This window comes from Lactococcus sp. FSL K6-0773, from assembly GCF_038006485.1.
In the GTDB taxonomy this organism is placed as follows: domain Bacteria; phylum Bacillota; class Bacilli; order Lactobacillales; family Streptococcaceae; genus Lactococcus; species Lactococcus lactis.
The window spans coordinates 479,807-498,553 of the sequence record NZ_JBBOVF010000001.1 but is presented as its reverse complement, the minus strand read 5'-3'; the positions used below and the strand labels follow the sequence as shown (position 1 = coordinate 498,553).

18 protein-coding genes and 2 pseudogenes are annotated in these 18,747 nt (G+C 33.0%); 8 read left to right on the top strand and 12 right to left on the bottom strand.

The window, feature by feature from the left end; all coding sequences use genetic code 11:
* Positions 1-516 precede the first annotated feature (516 nt).
* From MHB61_RS02480 to MHB61_RS02465, 4 genes are all read right to left on the bottom strand, one after another.
* Positions 517-1,293 (bottom strand): ribonuclease HII, encoded by a 777-nt coding sequence (locus MHB61_RS02480; RefSeq protein ID WP_003130174.1) that lies wholly within the window; start codon positions 1,291-1,293, stop codon positions 517-519.
* 111 nt (positions 1,294-1,404) lie between these two features.
* Positions 1,405-2,253, bottom strand: a complete 849-nt coding sequence (ylqF, locus tag MHB61_RS02475; protein WP_010905873.1) for a ribosome biogenesis GTPase YlqF — start codon at positions 2,251-2,253, stop codon at positions 1,405-1,407.
* Between the two features lie 223 nt (positions 2,254-2,476).
* On the bottom strand, positions 2,477-3,022 hold the full coding sequence (locus MHB61_RS02470) for a GNAT family N-acetyltransferase (RefSeq protein WP_003130171.1): 546 nt from the start codon (positions 3,020-3,022) through the stop codon (positions 2,477-2,479).
* Positions 3,023-3,114: 92 nt separating this feature from the next.
* Positions 3,115-3,846 carry an alpha/beta hydrolase gene (locus MHB61_RS02465; protein WP_014570617.1) on the bottom strand — a complete coding sequence of 244 codons (732 nt, stop codon included), beginning with the start codon at positions 3,844-3,846 and terminating at the stop codon, positions 3,115-3,117.
* 195 nt (positions 3,847-4,041) lie between these two features.
* Between MHB61_RS02465 and MHB61_RS02460 the strand changes: the two genes are divergently transcribed.
* Both MHB61_RS02460 and MHB61_RS02455 read left to right on the top strand, forming a co-directional pair.
* The gene (locus MHB61_RS02460; RefSeq protein WP_003130169.1) at positions 4,042-4,803 is read left to right on the top strand and encodes a DeoR/GlpR family DNA-binding transcription regulator; all 762 of its coding nucleotides are present in this window, start codon (positions 4,042-4,044) and stop codon (positions 4,801-4,803) included.
* Positions 4,796-6,182, top strand: a pseudogene (locus tag MHB61_RS02455) (M24 family metallopeptidase). Before MHB61_RS02460 ends, MHB61_RS02455 begins: the two are co-directional and overlap by 8 nt.
* Positions 6,183-6,246: 64 nt before the next feature.
* On the opposite strand, the gene MHB61_RS02450 reads toward MHB61_RS02455, so the two are convergent.
* The 3 genes and pseudogenes from MHB61_RS02450 to MHB61_RS02440 all read right to left on the bottom strand — a co-directional run.
* A complete protein-coding gene (locus MHB61_RS02450) occupies positions 6,247-6,774 on the bottom strand; it encodes a DUF805 domain-containing protein (protein ID WP_003130166.1) in 528 nt (175 codons plus the stop codon).
* Between the two features lie 74 nt (positions 6,775-6,848).
* On the bottom strand, positions 6,849-8,810 hold the full coding sequence (locus MHB61_RS02445) for a MucBP domain-containing protein (RefSeq protein WP_010905876.1): 1,962 nt from the start codon (positions 8,808-8,810) through the stop codon (positions 6,849-6,851).
* Between the two features lie 299 nt (positions 8,811-9,109).
* Positions 9,110-10,087, bottom strand: a pseudogene (locus MHB61_RS02440) (metal ABC transporter solute-binding protein, Zn/Mn family); the annotation flags it as partial.
* A 100-nt stretch (positions 10,088-10,187) separates the two neighbouring features.
* On the opposite strand from MHB61_RS02440, the gene MHB61_RS02435 reads away from it, so the two are divergent.
* A complete protein-coding gene (locus MHB61_RS02435) occupies positions 10,188-11,123 on the top strand; it encodes an IS30 family transposase (RefSeq protein WP_262651913.1) in 936 nt (311 codons plus the stop codon).
* On the opposite strand, the gene MHB61_RS02430 is transcribed toward MHB61_RS02435, so the two are convergent.
* A complete protein-coding gene (locus MHB61_RS02430; protein WP_262651914.1) occupies positions 11,083-12,456 on the bottom strand; it encodes an alpha-keto acid decarboxylase family protein in 1,374 nt (457 codons plus the stop codon). The two genes, MHB61_RS02435 and MHB61_RS02430, sit on opposite strands and share 41 nt — an antisense overlap.
* Before the next feature lie 134 nt (positions 12,457-12,590).
* Here MHB61_RS02430 and MHB61_RS02425 point away from each other — a divergent pair, with 134 nt between their 5' ends.
* Both MHB61_RS02425 and MHB61_RS02420 read left to right on the top strand, forming a co-directional pair.
* A complete protein-coding gene (locus MHB61_RS02425; protein ID WP_003130267.1) occupies positions 12,591-13,061 on the top strand; it encodes a MarR family winged helix-turn-helix transcriptional regulator in 471 nt (156 codons plus the stop codon).
* Positions 13,062-13,111: 50 nt separating this feature from the next.
* Positions 13,112-13,933, top strand: coding sequence for a LysR family transcriptional regulator (locus MHB61_RS02420; RefSeq protein ID WP_003130265.1), 822 nt, complete (start codon positions 13,112-13,114; stop codon positions 13,931-13,933).
* Positions 13,934-13,973: 40 nt separating this feature from the next.
* Here the strand turns inward: MHB61_RS02420 and MHB61_RS02415 are convergent, their stop codons facing one another.
* Positions 13,974-14,747, bottom strand: coding sequence for an alpha/beta hydrolase (locus tag MHB61_RS02415; protein ID WP_003130263.1), 774 nt, complete (start codon positions 14,745-14,747; stop codon positions 13,974-13,976).
* Between the two features lie 106 nt (positions 14,748-14,853).
* A complete protein-coding gene (locus tag MHB61_RS02410) occupies positions 14,854-15,051 on the bottom strand; it encodes a DUF4649 domain-containing protein (RefSeq protein WP_003130261.1) in 198 nt (65 codons plus the stop codon).
* A gap of 223 nt (positions 15,052-15,274) precedes the next feature.
* On the opposite strand from MHB61_RS02410, the gene MHB61_RS02405 reads away from it, so the two are divergent.
* From MHB61_RS02405 to MHB61_RS02395, 3 genes are all read left to right on the top strand, one after another.
* Entirely contained in the window at positions 15,275-16,087 is an 813-nt protein-coding gene (locus tag MHB61_RS02405; protein ID WP_014570620.1) for an oxidoreductase, read from the top strand.
* A gap of 16 nt (positions 16,088-16,103) precedes the next feature.
* Positions 16,104-17,078, top strand: a complete 975-nt coding sequence (locus tag MHB61_RS02400) for a helix-turn-helix domain-containing protein (protein WP_003130257.1) — start codon at positions 16,104-16,106, stop codon at positions 17,076-17,078.
* Between the two features lie 148 nt (positions 17,079-17,226).
* Complete coding sequence (locus MHB61_RS02395) at positions 17,227-17,763, top strand: ClbS/DfsB family four-helix bundle protein (RefSeq protein ID WP_010905880.1); 537 nt, start codon at positions 17,227-17,229, stop codon at positions 17,761-17,763.
* Positions 17,764-17,818: 55 nt separating this feature from the next.
* On the opposite strand, the gene MHB61_RS02390 is transcribed toward MHB61_RS02395, so the two are convergent.
* On the bottom strand, positions 17,819-18,142 hold the full coding sequence (locus MHB61_RS02390; RefSeq protein WP_003130254.1) for an arsenic metallochaperone ArsD family protein: 324 nt from the start codon (positions 18,140-18,142) through the stop codon (positions 17,819-17,821).
* A 58-nt stretch (positions 18,143-18,200) separates the two neighbouring features.
* Complete coding sequence (locus MHB61_RS02385) at positions 18,201-18,572, bottom strand: ArsC/Spx/MgsR family protein (protein WP_010905881.1); 372 nt, start codon at positions 18,570-18,572, stop codon at positions 18,201-18,203.
* Positions 18,573-18,747: the final 175 nt, after the last annotated feature.

Below are 18,747 nucleotides of genomic sequence, written 5' to 3'. Positions count from 1 at the left end.
TTCAAGATTTATAACAGTTCATTGGCTATACTCTTTAATCAGTATGTCAATGTAGCTGTTATTTCTGGATTTAAGAAATTACGCAATTGAGATTATAACTTATTTAGGACTTAATCGTCAAATTTATACCAGTTCATACAAAAAGTATATCTTACATAATTTATAATAAAAAACATTTATATTACTTTATATTTCTCTTAGGATATTAAAGAAAACAGTATGAAAGCTTATACTTGGCTCATCATCTGCTCTACCAAAATTTTGATATAAGTCTTTTGTTAAAATAATTATTATTAAAAAATATTGGAAATTATAACAGATGTAACTAGACCAATTTAAAATATTTTATTAGTAACTAATTTTATAAAAAACTCTCTTTATTTATTATGTCATTTAGGTTAATATAAAATTAGTTTTTTATTAAAAAAGAATAGTCTAAATAATTACTGACAGACCTGTCAGCAAAAAAACGTGAACAGATAACGTTCACGTTTTACATATTTTTACTGACAGAATCTACGATTTAAAATTGACCATTGTTTTAATCGGCTCATAGGACTTGCGATGAATTCTTGTGATACCATATTTTGTTAGAGCTTCAAGATGTTTTGCTGTTCCATAACCTGCATTATGTTCAAAATCATACTCAGGAAATTCAAGAGCAAACTCTTTCATCATTTCATCACGAGTTACTTTAGCAACAATTGAAGCTGCCGCAATCGAGGCTGAACGAGCATCTCCGTGAATAATTTTTGTCTGTGCAATAGGAAAATCCAAAACCATAGCATCAATTAAGAGATGCTCAGGTTTAACAGATAATTTTGATACTGCCTGAATCATTGCAATTTTTGTTGCCTCATAAATATTTACTTCATCAATTTTTTCCGCATCAACAATCCCAATTCCTATTGCTAAAGCTTTTTCTTGAATTTCAGATAGAATAGCATGATGTTTTGATTTTGGCACTTTTTTACTATCATTTAAACCCCGAATTTTACAATTTTTAGGTAAAATGACTGCCGCAGTCACTACAGGACCAGCAAGTGGTCCACGACCAACTTCATCAATACCTGCAATTAATTGAATTTCTTGACCGTAAAGTTCTTTCTCAAATTCCAACATTTGTTCCAAACGAGCCTCTTCTGCTAACTCTGCTAAAATTTGTTTTTTCCTACTTTTAAGTGCTGCTTGAACCCCAGCCCGTTCATCTGCTTCATACTCTAAGAATTCTTTTGCTGACAAGTCTGTCAGTTTGGCTAAGGTCGCTTTAATTTCTTTAATGGTTTGTCCCATTTTACTCACCAACTCTCAAAAATTACTGACAGCTTTTCTGTCAGTAGTTTTACATAATATTATTTATGTTATTGATACTGAAAATCTGTCAGTAATCACACAATCATAAAATCAAAGTCCGTCAACTCCGACTTCGTCCAAACAGAACAAGCCCAGTTTTCCATCTCGAACATCTTTGACAAACATATTATAGAAACGATCATAATCATCACGGAAACCAAATCTTGCGGTCAACTCCATAATTAAGTCTGGAATTTCAAGCTCCAAATCTTCTTCTGTCATTCGATATCGTTTCATTGTGACTGTTCGATAGTTCTTCAAAAAATAATTTAATCCAAAAATTGTTACCTCATCCATTGGCAATAAATCATCCTTAATTGCCCCAGTCAAAGCTAATTTTAAACCAACAAGTTGATCTTCAAATTTTGGCCAAAGAATACCTGGTGTGTCCAATAATTCTAATTCTTTATTGGTTCGAATCCATTGTTGACCCTTAGTTACCCCTGGACGGTTCCCAGTCACTGCAACTTTTTTACCTGCTAAGCGATTCATCAAAGTTGACTTCCCTGCATTCGGAATTCCGATAATCATTGTTCGCAAAGTAGTATGAGCAATGCCGCGCTCCTTATCATGAGCGACCTTATCAGCCATCAATTTTTTAGCAGCAACAGTTAATCTTTTTGCTGTATATTCTTCTTTAGAATTAATGGCTAAAGTTACAAAACCTTGTTCATCAAAAAATTCGATCCATTGTGCTACTGCATTAGAATCAGCTAAATCAGCTTTATTTAAAGCAATAATTCTTGGTTTATCTCCAATAATTTGCCCCAACATCGGATTACGTGAAGAAATAGGGAGACGAGCATCAACCAATTCAATCACAAAATCAACATATTTTAAATTTTCTTGCACCTGACGACGTGCTTTGGACATATGCCCAGGAAACCATTGTATTACCATATTAATACTCCTCAAATCAACTGTACATCTCGACAGCTTTTATATATTTCTAATTTAACATTCAGATAAAAATCAAGACTTAGCTGAGTTTTTATTCTACTAAAAGAATACAAATTTGAATTCTAATTTTTGCCCTCTTTTAAACCCAAAAGAATATAAAAAAGGGACAAAGATTACCTTATCCATTTTAGCATTTTTCAACTTTTTTTGTAATCCTCAATTTTCAGGATTCAGATTTTCCGATTTTTAATAAATCAAGACCCAAAGTTAATTCTCTTAAGACCTTTTTAAAAACCTCTACGGAGAAAAAGGGTGATGTTGTCAAAGTTAAGAAAGTTTCTCCCCGATCAGTAATCGTGTAGTCTGTATCATAAAAACCATTCTTTTTATAGAATTTTAGACGTTTTACTCTCTGTTCATAATTATCTGCACTCGGATCAAGTCTCTCAATGTTCAAAGTAATATTTTTACCTGAAAATTTTTCTTTTAAAGTTTCTAAAATCGCCGAACCATAACCTTTAGACTGAACCTGATTATTAACTGCTAAATATAAAACAAAAGTCATCTCTTCATGACTCACAAGGTAAGAAACACCACAAAATTCATCATTTTGATAGTAAGCCCAGAAATGTACATTTTTCTTCAAGGCCCAAAGTTTTAACAGCCAAATTGGATATTGTTCTTCTTTAGGAAAAGAATTTTTAACTAAATCTATGACTTGACGATATTCCGGTAAAGTTTTAGATACATTTTTTATTTCTAAATTCATTATTTCTCCTCTACTTTAAGGGTAATATATCGATTATATCAAAAAAGATTTAGAGGTCATAATGAAGTCCTTTTACTATTAGTATAAAATATCTAATCTAGTCTTATAAGCCAATTCTTTAATGTTTGAAAGATTGCTTCTTGCTGTTGAAGATTAGAAATTGACGCCTTTTTATCTCCTTTTTGAAAACCATAGCTCCCAAATCCACTATGGTTTCCACCTTCTATAGTAATATACTTCGTTTGTTGTGGAAGATATTGTTTCGCCTTTTGATATGATGACCAGTTTAGGACCCCATCTTGAGAACCAACTATGGATAATATTCCTCCATTAAAATTAGTTAGACTTCCTTTTTTATCAGGATAACTAGCTAAAAAGAAAACTCCTTTTAATGATGAATCAGATATTCTTTTTTCTGCAAACCGACTTGTAATTACCCCACCTAATGAATGGCCACCGACCACATAATTATTAATTTTATTCGTTTTAATAATTGAGGAAGCTTTATCTGGATTAAACACTGCTAAATTTAATGGTTCTTTTATTAGATAAACCGTATATCCTGCTTTAGCAAGTTTATTTGCCCAAATACTATAACTCTTATTATCTACTAGAGCCCCCTGATAAAAGATAATGCTTGTTTTTTTAGGATTTCCTTTAAATACAAGGGTATCATTCTGAACTTCAGCTTTTTGTGAAATTTTTAAAGCTTCAGAAGTGGGATGATAGCTATTCGTCTTAAGGTAAAAAAATATAAACGTAGCAATTATCAGTATTACCACTCCCGAAAAACCTAAAATTTTCTTTAACTTACTTTTTTTCATTCTTACTTCATTCTCCATATTGATATTATAATTATTATAACATGACAACAAAAACTAAAACGATTATATATTTATAATAATAAGATAAATAAACATTTTGCATTAACTTGCATTTTTGGCATATTTTCGATTAAACAATTGCAACTTATTGCTTATTTTCGTGTGCTGTGTTATGATAGTTAAAAAGGAGAGAGAATGTTATTAGAAGAAAGACTATCCCAAATTAGCCAAATCATTGATAAAGAAGGCAGTGCCACAATTGATTTTCTAGCTCAAAAACTTGAAGTTTCAAAAGATACAATTAGGAGAGATTTAATAAAGTTAGAATCCAGAAAAAAATTGCATCGAGTTCATGGTGGAGCAATTCCAATCGGCAAAGAGGCTGAGATTTTGAATTATGAAGAACGCTCAAATATTTCCACCAGTTTAAAGAAAAAAATAGCAAGTAAAATAAAAAATCTCATAAAAGATCATAGCACTCTCATTTTTGATTCATCAACAACCGTCGAAGTTGCTATAAAACAACTTGATAACTTCTCTATCTCAACCATCACAAACTCCCTCACCAATGCAATATTACTTTCGAAGTATGAGATGGCAACTGTACAACTTCTTCCCGGAAAATTAAACAAGAATCAACTATTCTTGTACGGTGCGGAAACCGTTGAAAAACTCTCTCAATATCAAGTTGATTTTACAATTTTAGGCGTTTTCGCTCTTTCTAATAATGGTTTATTTATTCATACTGAAGAGGAAGGCCTCGTCAAAAGAAAAATGATTCAACAAGGAAAGCAAGTCATAGCCATAGCAGATCATACCAAACTTAATAAAGAAGGATTCTTTAAAATTTGTGATTTAAAAGAAATAGACTATCTCATCACCGATGAAAAAATTGAAGGTGAATTGATGAATAATTTAAATGATAATAATGTGAAAGTGGTGACTATAAATGAATAAAGAAATTATTTACGAAAAAATAAACGAACCAAAGCTCTTTAATAATGTTCCACCGGTTACACTAACTGACAAAACATTAAAGGACCGAAAAGAAAAGCTTTTAACAATAATGGCTAAAGAACAATACGATGCATTAATTATCTATGCAGACAAAGAACATGGCAGCAATTTTGAATACTTTACTGGATTTATTCCTCGTTTTGAGGAAGGATTAATCATTATTGATAAAAATGATAAAGCCACGCTTGTTTTGGGTAATGAGAATTTAAAAATGTCTAAACACTCAAGAATTGAAGCTAACCTTATTCATTACCCCTCAATTTTCTTTGCCAAATCAACCCATGGATAACGAAAAAAGTCTAACTCAGATTTTTAAGGAGTTAGAACTTTATAAAAACAAAAAAATTGGCTTGATTGGCTGGAAGATGTTTACAACACAAAATGAAGAGCCTTCAGAATTATTTGATCTTCCCTACTTTATCGTAGACGCAGTAAAGAATTCACTCTCAACAGATACAATTTTAACTAACGCTGCTCAACTCCTCATTGGTCCAAAAGGAATTCGGACGATAAACAATGCAAACGAACTCGCGCATTATGAATATGGAGCTAATCTTGCCTCTCGTTGCATTCTAAATGCCATGAATCAGCTTAAAATAGGAATGAAAGAAAGTGAAATTGGCGCAATACTCTCTGACGAAGGGCAAGCCCATTCTGTAATTACAATTGCAGCTTCTGGAGAAAGATTTAAAAAAGCCAACTTCTATCCAACCTATAAAAAAATAAACTTTGGAGAACCAATTTCAATGACAACAGGTTTCAAAGGAGGCTTGTCTAGTCGAACCGGTTTTTTAGTCAATGAAGAAAAAGAATTGCCAGATAACCAAAAGCATTATCTCACTGATATTGTCATTCCTTATTATAAAGGAGTCGTTTCATGGTTAGAAAATATTTCCATCGGGATGTCGGGAAATGATTTCTATAAAATGATTGATGATAATTTGCCAAAATCAAATTACAATTGGCATTTAAATCCAGGGCACTATGTCGCTGATGAAGAATGGATGGCCTCTCCTTTCTATAAAAATTCAAAAGTGAAAATTGCTAGTGGAATGATTTTTCAAATTGATATTATTCCATCTGTAGAAGGTTTAGCAGGCGTAAGTGCTGAAGAATGCGTAGCTATTGCTGATCAGTCACTTAAAAATGAACTTAAAAATGAATATCCCGAACTATGGCAAAGAATTATAACACGAAGAAACTACCTCATAAATGAATTAAACATCAATTTAAGTCCAGATGTGCTTCCTTTATCAAATACAGTGGGCTACCTAAGACCTTTCCTCTTAGAAAAGTCGAAAGCCTTGAAAGTAAAATAAGGTTAATAATTATAAAAAAGAAGAATTCTATTCGGCAGAATTCTTCTTTTATTTTCACATAAAACTATCTTTCACCTTTTGAGCAAAAAAAGAATTGACTAATTCTATTTTTAGAATTAGTACAACATATTTGGGAAGGCATTAAAGTAATCAAAAACATTGATGAACTTATAACGATAAGAAAATCAATAATTATATTTTGTTTCAGATGAATTATAAAACCTAGAATCACAATTAGCACCAATAAACAGAATATCAAAATTATGCCACTTGCTCTTAACCCGACATCACGCCATCTTCTAACAGTCATCGTAATAACTGGGACAAATAAAAACAAATAGATGATTCCAATAATAAAGATTGGTATATTAAGAAATGTAATCTCCATTATTTCTTGAACATTTCCTCCACCTGAAATACTCATTAAAGAACCAAAAATTAAGTAAGATAAAATGGCTGTTGGAATGATCGAAAGTATTAATAAACTTAATATGACATACCAGAAATCTAGCCGACTCGTTTTACCTTTGAAATTAAAATATTCTCTAAAAAATTTTTTATAGGCATTGACTAAAACAACTTCTCCAACCATTGCCCCTCCTTTTTTATCAATATTAATTAAAAAAGAGCTAAGAAAACAAAGCTCTTATAAAATAATTGTTATAATTAATCTACTTTTCTAAATCGAATAAATAGCACAAGTGAACCAAGTATAAGTAAGAAAGAACCAAACAAAGTAATTTTTTTCATTCCTTGTTCTTTATCACCTGTTTCAGGTAGATTCTTTTCTTTAGAAGTTACAACTGATTCTTTATCTTTAACAGTCTTAGACCCTTTCGTTGTTTCATTCTCCCTAGAGTCTGGATTTACATTATTTTTATCACTAGAATCTGGAATAACTTCTTCTGGTTTATTAGGATTAGCATTTTTCTCATAAACGTAAGTTACTGTTTGAGGGCTATTAGTATATTGGCCAGAGGCATTACCAATTATATTCTTGAAAGTATAACCAGTTAGTTCTTTCTTTTCTGTATGATAAGTTTCACCAATATTCCCTGTCTGAATAACATCACCGAAAAGTGCCTTACCATCTGTATCTATATACTTGACCGTCACTTGACCAAGTAACTTAGCATTTTTCTGATAAATATAAGTTACTGTTTGAGGACTATCCGTAAATTTACCGGTTGCATCACCATCCACTTTAATTAAAGAGTATCCTTGGAAACTTAGTTCTTTTGAATTATAGGTTGCTCCTACATAGCCATTTAAAAGCTCTGACGGTGCTAGTTCTTGACCATTTTCATCTTGATACTTAACTGTGACTGGGGCCCCATCATCAACGACATCAAATTGATGTAAATAAGTACCTGAGGATATTGCATAAAACGTATAGCCATCGGGAACTGCATACGTTCCTGCTGGATTATTTAAACGAGCATTATACTCAAAAGATTTTATTCCTTGATATTCTTCAGGACTAACTGAATTGATAGTGATTCCATTGTCATCTATTTGCAAACGACTGGCTGGAAGTTGAGTTCCATTAAAATCAAAATAAGTATTACTGGCAGAGTTTGAAGTTGAAAAAGGTGGAATATAACCATCAAAATTCGTCATTCGATTAGGCATCATTGAAAATGGAATATAAACACTTTGCTCATCTTCATTATATTTCAAGCTCGATCTTGTCACCGTAGTTGGAGGATCATTTCTTCCAGTATTTTGGCCAAATGCTGCCAAGTCAGACATTATTGGAAAATCTTTGATGACAGTAAAATCTGTGATTCCACAAAATTGAACACTAAGACTCTTTAGATTCGGAAGAACTTTTAATGGCTCAATGTTTGTAATATTCATATTACTATCCATATAAAGTCTTACTAAAGCTTTTAAATTAACAATTTTTGCTAATACAGAATTATCCACACTAGTCCCACCAATTGACAAATTTGTCAAACCCTGACTTGCTGTAAGATTTGGAAAGTTATCGCTGGTTAATGAACTAGTTTGTAGGGTAACAAATGTCAGTTTGGTTAATGATTCTAATGGTGTAAAGTCTGTGATTTTGTTATTGACATTAATATAAATTGATGAAAGATTAGTTGCATGTTCAAGTCCAACTAGGCTATAAATATCTACTGAATTTAAAGTTAAATTCGTTAATTTATCCATATCTGTCTGAGTCAGTTCAGCAGTCGTTGCAAGCCCTAAAGTTGATAAAATTGTTTGTTTTAAATTTGGGTCTGGTACAGAGATTGTAGAACTTGCTGCTGCTTTTGGTTCAGCAACCGTTGTTGATGCAACTACTTCCTCTTTTTGCGCCAATTTTTTTGAATCAGAAGTCAGACTTTCAGAAGGCGCTAAGCTAGTAGTAGAAGAACTTTCTGGTAAGGAAATCGTTGAATTATTTTGGTTTTGATCATTAGTAGAGGATTCCACCGTTTGAGTTTCAGATGTAGTTTCAGAAGCATCTTTTTGACTTGTTGGTGCTGTTTGTTCAGATTCTGTTTCTTTTTCAGTTGCCGAGACACTTAGGGGCGTTAAGGCCAATGGTAAAGACAAACAAAACAGCATAAGATAAAGACTAGTCTTATGTTTCCATTTATTTAAATGTATCTTTTTCATAATAACTCCTTGTGTAATGTTTAAGTTACAGCTTATCACACAAGCGTTTTCATGTCAATGCATTTCAAAACTGTTAAAACATATATATTTCAATACTATTTTAGATTATACATTACATTTAGTACTTCTACCGTTATTAACTTTATCTATTTTTCACTTTACCCCTTTTATTCTTAATGGTAAACAAATTAATTAATTTATTGCAATTTCTAATTTGTAGTAAAAAAAAGTTTCTCAGTTTGCTCTGAAAAACTTTTTTACGATTTAACAACATTTAATTATCTTTATATTACACGTTACTAATGTGCAATCATTTCTTGAGCAATCTCAAAGCCCGTCAACATTTTCGGATAATAAGTTGGCCAATTTTCTAATTCAGATAAAACTTTTTCTTGGCTCTCTCCACCATGGAAAATATGAAAATGACTTGTCTTTACGGGGCTAATATTATGATCACTAAATTGAACATATTTAAATTCACCAGCTTTGGGATCATTTGATTCAAATAAATAGCGAACCCCACGGTTTCCTTTACTATAGTTTAGAATTTTGAAACCTTTATATTGATATGTATAGCTCTCTTTTACTCCATTTTTAACGAAACTCATCGTTTTATCATCTATTAAAATTTGGTCAACATCCGTTTTATAACCCTTTGTGTAATAATCCTTATAGTCAGCAGCTGACATTTCCTTATTAAGTTTTGATTTAAGCTCAAACACTTGGTCTAATGTTCCTTTTTCCAAGAGAGGATAGACTGATTGCCAATTTCCACTATAATCACTTAAAGAACGGTTTTTCACATCAGCATCATAAAAATAACCATTGGCAACCGTTTTCACTTCATTACTTTTATCTTCTGCTTGAATTTCGTTTCCTTCTGTTTCTGTTGTTTTCTTAAGTGCTATTAAATTTTGTTCCATAACTTTGATATAATTCCCGCCTTCTGAAAGTTCTTTCTTCGTCAAACTTTCTAATGGATTAAGCACCTCAACGTTTACTTTTGCTTCTTTGGCGAGTGTTTTGGCAAATTTATCATTAGCATTTTTTTCAAAATAAATATACTGAATACTATTAGCTTCAACATATTTTTTTAATTCCCCCAATCTTTTAGCTGAAGGCTCTTTGTCAGGATTTAAACCTGCAATAGACACTTGATTAAGACCATAGTCCAATGCTAAATAGCGGAAAGCAGCATGTTGAGTCACAAAATTTTTCTGCTTAGCATCTTTTAGTTCTTCACTGTATTTTTGATCAAGTTTACTTAATTTTTTAACCGCAAATTGTAAAATGAAGTTAGCCACCTTGAGTCAAGCAAAAAACATCTGAATCTCTTATACTAGAAGTTCGACCAAATAGTATAAAAAGGAAATTCAGATGCAAGACTATTCTATCACAAGCCAGAGCAAAGGGAAACACCTGACCAATCAAGACCGTTTAAACATTGAACGTTGGCACAATAAAGAAGGACTGAGCAACCGTGAGATTGCGCGCTTATTGAATAAAGCTCATGGGACGATTGACAGAGAGATGAAGCGAGGGGAAATCCAGCTCAAGCGGAAGGTAAAATACTCTGCTAAAAAGGCTCAAGAAAATTATGAAGGATTGAGGCGTCCGAGTAAACTCACGACTGAGATTGATTGTTATGTGAGTACACGTCTTAAAGAAGACAAGGACTCTTTGGAAGTCATTCATCAGGCTCTAAAAGGAGTTTCTCTGAGCAGCCTCTACAATTGGGTCAACTGGGGCTGGTTAGAAGCCAAGCGTCATCATCTTTTCTATCCGCAGTATAAGGCGGCAAAGAAAATCAAACCTCGTGCGCCAAAGCATCCTTTTGGCAAGTCTATTGAAGAACGGCCTGAGTTCATTAACAATCGCTTAGAAGTGGGGCATTACGAGATTGACACGGTCATTCTTACGAGAGCTAAGAACAAGGTGCTTTTGACGCTCACAGAGCGAAAATACCGCACGGAGATCATTCGCTTGATTGATGGGAAAACAGCACAGGCGGTCAATGATGAGCTGGTGGAACTTCAAAAAAGTTATGACTTCAAATCCATTACCCCTGACAATGGCCATGAATTTGCAAGGCTCTCTGAGGTCGTAAGCTGTCCAGTTTACTATGCACACGCCTACGCGAGCTTTGAGCGAGGGACGAATGAAAACCATAACCGAATGATTCGTAGGCATCTGCCAAAAGGCACAACAAAGACGACCCCTGAAGAAGTCGCCGCTATCGAGTATTGGATGAACCATTATCCAAGAAAAATGTTCAACTATAAGAGTTCATATGAGATGAGCTTGGCTGGCTAACTTGGACTTGCAATTTGCGGTCTTGCACTGTAAGTTGAAGTGAACCATCACCAATAAATAAAAGGTGTCTGCTTTCTTTATCTGCAATTTGGCTTCCTAATGCTGCTGGGAATGTATATCCAATTGATCCCCATAAGGGTTGACCAATAAAATGACTCTTTGGTTTTAAGAAAATTGATGAAGCGCCAAAGAATGATGTCCCTTGTTCAGCAACGATTGTTTCATTGCTTTGAGTTAGGTTTTCAACTGCTTGCCATAGGCGGTCTTGTGATAAAAGCGCATTTGATGGAACAAAGTCTTCTTGCTTTTTATCGATATATTTTCCTTTGTATTCTATTCCGCTTAGGTCTAAGAGAGAGGAGATGAGGGATTCAAAATCAAAATTTTGGATTCTTTCGTTAAATATTTTTCCTTCATTTATATTCAGTGAAATCATTTTATTTTCATTTAAATGATGAGTGAAGGCTCCTGTTGAAGAGTCTGTGAGTTTAACTCCAAGCATCAGGATGAAGTCGGCTGATTCCACGAATTCTTTAAGATTAGGTTCTGAGAGTTTACCATTATAGATTCCTAAAAATGAAGGGAGAGTTTCATCAACTGAACTTTTTCCAAAGTTTAATGTCGTAATAGGGAGTTTTGTCTTTGAAATAAATTGAGTGACTGTTTTTTCTAAGCCAAAACTAATTATTTCATGTCCTGTAATCACGATTGGTTTTTTGGCATTTTTCAAGCTTTCTTGAATTTTGTTCAAAATTTCTTGGTCACTTGTATTTGAAGTTGGATTTTCTTTTTTCAAAGGGAGTGAGGGTTTCTCTGCTTTTGCAGCAGCAACATCAACTGGTAAGTTGATATAGACAGGTTTTCTTTCTTTTAGTAGTGCAGAAAGTACTCGATCAATTTCAACGGTTGCATTTTCTGCTGTCAGTAAAGTTCGAGCTGCTGTAACAGGTTCGTGCATTTTCATAAAGTGTTTAAAATCACCGTCAGCCAGCGTATGATGAACAAATTTTCCTTCATTTTGAACTTTTGATGTAGGTGATCCCACTATTTCTACTACTGGTAAATTTTCGGCGTAACTTCCTGCTAATCCATTAACTGCACTCAATTCACATACTCCAAAGGTTGTAAGAAATGCGGCAGCTTTTTTAGTACGAGCATAGCCATCAGCCATATATGAAGCATTTAATTCATTAGCATTTCCGACCCATTTCATATCCTTGCGGGAAATAATTTGATCTAAAAATTGTAAGTTATAGTCTCCAGGGACTCCAAAAATTTCTTCAATTCCTAACTCGTGTAATCGGTCTAATAGGTAATCTCCTACTGTATACATCGCATTCCTCCATATTTTATTATATATTGGTCAATCAACTTGACATTTGTAGAATAACGCTTTTCTTTAAATAAGTCAACGATATTGACTTATTTAAATTATCAAGTATAATAGACTAATAAAAGGAGTGAGCTATGACTAAAGAAAACTCAGGAATAGACGATAACTTAAATTTTACTAGAGATTTGGCTTTATTTTACTTCGGATACCGTGCATTTATTAAACAAGAGGACGACCTAGTACTTTCTTACGGAATTCGTCAAGTACATCGGCGAATTATATTTTTCATTGGAAGACTTCCTGGCTTAACTGTTAATGAATTACTTGAAGTGCTTGATATTTCTAAACAAGCTTTGAACGGTCCTATGAATGATTTGAAAGAAAAAGAATTGGTTCATTTCAAGCCAAATGAAAATGACAAAAGAATCAAACAGCTTTATCTGACCGAACAAGGAAACATGTTAGATGAACGTATGAATGAAAATCAAATCAATAAAATGAAGCAATATTTTAGTGAATCCGGCGATAAAGAGGGCAGTTTTTGGACTAAGGTCATGGAATTATATGCCAATGAAATTGGTGAAAAATATGTCAATCGTTTATAAGGTCTTAATAAGACTACTATCAATTACAAGTGAAAGTTAAATAGATATCAATGAATACACATCAACTTGAAATTTTTTATCATGTCGCAAAATTTCAGTCAATATCAAGGGCAGCAGAGGCACTTTATATCAGTCAGCCAGCTGTCAGTAGCCAAATCAAAAAACTTGAGTCTGCTTATGGTGTTCACCTAATCGAAAAAAATGGTCAGGGAATCCAGCTGACAGCTCCTGGAATTCAGCTTTATGAAATTATTCGCTCCTTTTTTGAGAACGCTATTGTTTCCGCAGAATCACTCTTAAAAAATTCTTCTGTTCTCCGGATTTCAGGAAATTTTTTAATGACAAATTTTGTAATTCCTCAAATTTTCGATCATGAAACTAATCAGGCTAACTTAATTATCAAAAGCACTTCTTCTTTTAATGCGCTGACAGAATTGAAAAATGGTTACTGTGATTTGGCACTTATTAGTGCTTCTAGTCAGCCCGTTCTGTCAGCAGATATTTCGGTCAAAAAAATTTTTGATGATGAAATTATTTCTGTCAGTAAAAAACCACTAGAAAGAGAAGTCACTTCTCTTATTGTCAGTAAAAGTAAAATTGATGTTTACAAAATATTGGAAAAAAATAATCCATTATTTTCACACTTACCTTATACTGCAGTTGAGTCGACTCAAGATGCCCTCTCAAATATTAATATTAATAAAAATAGTGCAACTTTCATTTCTGCTCGTTTTCTAAAATATTTTGAAAAAGATTATAACTATCACTATACTGGAGTTAAAAATGGTTTTTATGCCCTCTATAAATCAAACAATTTTCATACTGATGAAATTTTAAAGCTTATCGAAATGATAAAGTCTTCTACTAAATAAATTAAAAAACAATCAACTACTGAGTTGATTGTTTTTATCATTAGATATAACGTTTCAAAAAGTTTAAAAGATTAGGCCAAATGTCATCAATATAAGCCTCCCCATGTCTTGAACCGTTAAGTAGACAAGTTTCTACTGGAATTTGCTCTTGTCGCAATAGTTCTGCTAATTTTTGATGTTCATAAGTAGGAACAAGCTCATTCATTGAGTTGCAAAGCAAGCCCGGTCCACTCTTTTTAGTTACTTTAGAAAAAATAGAGGCCTTTTCTAAACTATCATCATTTATTGACGCCAGTAAGTTTTCGATAATCCACTTATAGTAAGAATCATTGGCTCCCGCTTGGTCAATCTTCTTACTGGGTAAGTCTGGGGCAATGATTAATTGTTTAGGAATCGTTTCCTTATGATTTTCATAAAATCCCTTTAAATCTAAAAGTCCTGACAGGCTGACAAAGGGGCGACCTTTTGTCAATACCAAATAAGCAGCTAAATGTCCACCTGTTGAGCCACCAATAAAAGCGATGTTATCAGCCTTGAAATCTGGGATATTTTTAAGAAGCCAAGTGTAGGCAGCTTCAACATCCTCATCTTGGGTTGGAAAAAGATTTTTAGCTTGTGTGGCCAAACGATAATTCAGAGCTGCAACCTGATAACCTTCGGTAGCTAATCCTATGGCAACTTCTTTTTCTTTGCCTTTGTCTCCTTGCCACCAACCACCGCCATGAATCAATACTAAAGTTTTTCCGTTCCATTCTTTTGGTTGATAGAGGTCAAGCGCTTGTAATTCATCTTTACCATAATTAAAAGTTTTCATCTTATTTCCTCCTAACTAAATTGTATTTCTAATTCAACTATCACAAGACCTCCTCAGAGTTAGTTTGAGAAGGTCATTTTGTTTCTTAATTTCGTTTGTAAATAGATTATTTGTTTAATTTGAAGTACAAATCAGCAATATTACCTGTAAAATCATAAGATTTTTCATCGATAAGAACTTCAACTACTTTTGCAGAATCATCAATTGCTGGAATTTCAAGGTTTTGTTGACGAATAAAGTCATTAGCATCAATAAATTCTTTGTTCAATGTGCGACCATCCAAAGTTTTAAATGTAATTTTCATTTTATTACCTCTTTCAGATTTAATTATAAGTCAAAAGCAAATTGATGTCAATTAATTACGATATAATAATATGAAATAAAAAATATTACATCAAAGAAAATCTATTTAATTTTTTATCTTTTTTAAAAATGGCGCAAAGTGCCCTAAATTTGGCGTCAAATGTCATTTTATTCTTGCTAAATTTTATCTATAATAGTTTTATAATTAATAAAGGAGAATAGATATGGCAATTATATTAATCACAGGAGCAAGTAGTGGGATTGGCTATCAAACAGCAGAGCTTTTAGCTCAGAATGGACATAAGGTTTATGGTGCGGCACGAAGAATGGACAAACTTGAGAAATTAAAAAGCGTAGGGGTCGAGCCAATTTATCTAGATATTACAAATGAAGAATCTTGTCGTAAATTGGTAGATACAATAATTGACAACGAAGGACAAATTGATATACTAATTAATAATGCGGGTTATGGTTCTTATGGGGCAATCGAAGATGTTCCGCTTGAAGAGGCCAAACGTCAATTTGAGGTAAATTTATTTGGACTAGCTGCTCTAACTAAACTAGTCTTACCTCACATGCGTCACCAAAAAGCTGGCCGGATTATTAATATTTCTTCAATGGGCGGTAGATTCACAACCTATTTTGGTGCTTGGTATCATGCAACGAAATATGCCCTAGAAGCTTTTAGCGATGCCCTCCGGATGGAAGTTAAACCCTTTGGCATTGATGTTTCTTTAATTGAACCAGGAGGAATTAAAACCAATTGGGGATTAATCGCAGCCGATCATTTAGCGGAGTCTGCCAAAGGAGGAACTTACGAAGAAGCCGCCTTAAAAACAGCTACCGGTATGAGAAAACAGTATTCTGGGAACATGATGTCTGACCCTAAAATAATTTCAAAAACGATTTCAAAGGCAGTCAGCTCAAAAAGGATGAGAGCTCGTTATTTAATCGGTTTTGGAGCAAAGCCCCTTGTCTTTCTTCATACCATTCTGCCAACAAGAATTTTTGATTGGCTAATCATGCGGGCCAGTTAATAAAATAAGGAAAATTATGAAAATAAGTATTGACCAACAGTTTCAAAACTTTCTCGAATTACATCATTTAGATTTGAACCTTCTTTTAGAAGAAGCCCAAATTCCAAATTTGCTTTGGAAAGAGGAAATTGTTTTAACGAATCAACAATTTTATAAATTTCAAGAGGTCCTATCAAAAAAATTGACTGATGAACAACTTCTTTTGATAAGTGATGTCCAAAATTTTGGATTATTTATGCCCATCTTTTTCGTCGCTCTTTCTTCTGCAAATGGCTTACAAGCTATAAAACGTTTGGCAAAATATAAAAATGTCATTGCTCCAGTTGAAATTAAAGTCAGTATTCAAGAAAAACATGTTCAAGTTGAATTAAATGATATTTCTGAAATACAAAATCTTTCACGTTTTTCTTTATTTAATGAGCAACTTATTATTTTAAGTATTCTAAGAACTGGAACAGGCCAAAATATTATTCCTGAAAAAGTAATCAGTCCTTATCCATTCAGTTCTTCAATTTTGGAAGTTTTTGGGATTTCTCCTGAGCTTTCAAAAAATGATAATCTTTTGAGTTTTAATCTCCAAGATTTAGAACTACCTTTTTTGACCAGAAATAATAGTATGTGGCGGATGATAGAACCCGAACTGAATCGTCAGCTGGAAGAAATCAAAACTCCTTCTGACTTCATCAATAGCCTTCATAAAGAAGTCCAACTCTTGATTCCTTCTGGAGACTGTTCCATTCAAAATGTAGCAAGAAAACTAGGAATTAGTAGCAGAACCCTTCAAAGAAATCTTGCACAAGCTGGTACTACTTTTAAAGTCGAGTTACAATCCGTTCAGAAAAAAATGGCTCTCCATTTTTCAAAGGATTTAAATCTCACAACTGATGAAATTTCTTATCTCTTAGGATATTCTGAGGTCAGTTCTTTCACTCGAGCTTTTCGTAAATGGACGGGAATGACTCTGAATCAATATCGGAAAAAACTGATTTAAAATAAAAACTAGGACAATATCCTAGTTTATTTCATTTATCGCATAACTTTTGGATTAGTAAAGCTGTCAGAAGAGCCGTCACTTGGAGAAGGAAACTCTGACTAACTATGATAGAATATTAGTAAAATCTAAAACAGGAGGGATTATAATGGCAAGAGCCCAATCCAAAGAGGAATTAATTACTTTTTCTGAAGAAAGTTGGCAGAAATTATGTTCACTAATCAATTCATTAAACGAAGAAACAAAAAATACCAATTTTACCTTTAAAGTTGAAGATAAAAAAGAAAAACATTGGGCAAGAGATAAAAATCTAAGAGACGTCATGGTTCATCTCTATGAGTGGCATCAGTTATTAATCAACTTTGTCGAAAAAAATAAAAGAGGAGAGAAAACGTCCTTTCTGCCCTCTCCTTATAATTGGAAAAATTATGGTGAAATGAATTACAATTTTCAAATAAATGGGCAAAAAAAGTCATTATCTGAGATAACACAACAACTTTCTGAAAGCCATATGAAGGTAATCACCCTCATTGAAAATTTTTCAAACAAAGAACTGTTCACAAAAAAATATTTTGATTGGACAGGTTCAACTAGTTTGGGGCAATATTTTCAGTCTTCTATGTCATCGCACTATGAGTGGGCCTATAAAAAAATTAAATTACATAAAAAAACCTCAGAACTATGAGGTTTTTTATTTTTATTATTAGTTTCTTGAGTTTAATAATTTCTGTCAGTAAATTTTACTGACAAGAACAGTCCTGACAGTCTTCTTCACATCCGAGATTTTGAAAACTTAAGCCCGTGATTTCTGTCAAATCTTCCACCGTTGGATAGTCACCAATCAATGTAATTTCTCCATCTACAAGGGTCAGAGGTAAAACATCCTTTTTTTCCAACATCTGTGTCACTTGAGGATAGTTTTGAAAAATTTCTGGCTGATTTTTAAAATTGTAACGTGCCATTTGCAAGTCTTCACCACATTTAAAAGTGGCAAAAACTTGGGTTAATATCATCATTTCATTACTAAATTCGGGAATATCTTCCTCAAGAAGTTCAATTTTCATCTTAATGTCCTGTCTTTTGTCATTAAAATTATTATATCAAAAGAACAGGTCAAATTCACTAACGGAGACGCCAAGGAATAAAGGTCCGAATATCTTCGTTATTATAACCTATAAGTAAACGACGGTCATCAAAAGTAATTGGTGAACGCAATAATTGCTGATTTTTCAAAATAAATTGAATCATTTGCTCCGTCGAAATTTGATCCATATCACAAGAACTTCTTAGTTCCGAATAAAGTTTGGGTGCTTTTGATTCCGAAACAATAATTTCTTCAAAACCTTTATTTGAAAGCTCTAAAACTCTGACAATATCTTCTTTACACAATGAAGTTTTGGAAATGACAACATAAGGAATATTTCGCTTTTTAAACCAACTGGTAACGCACTCAGCTGACTGGTTTGAACTTGATTTTTGGTAGATTTTAATCATCTTCACGCTCCTCTCCTTTATAAAATCTATTGTAACTCATTTTTGCGATTAAAAATTCAGACTTGAGATGTATTTCTTAATTTTAATTTATTTTTGTCAGTAAAATTTTAGAATATTTTTACTGACAGATTCTGTCAGTAATTTTTGCTCCAAAAAAAGTCCTTGGTCAGTAAAA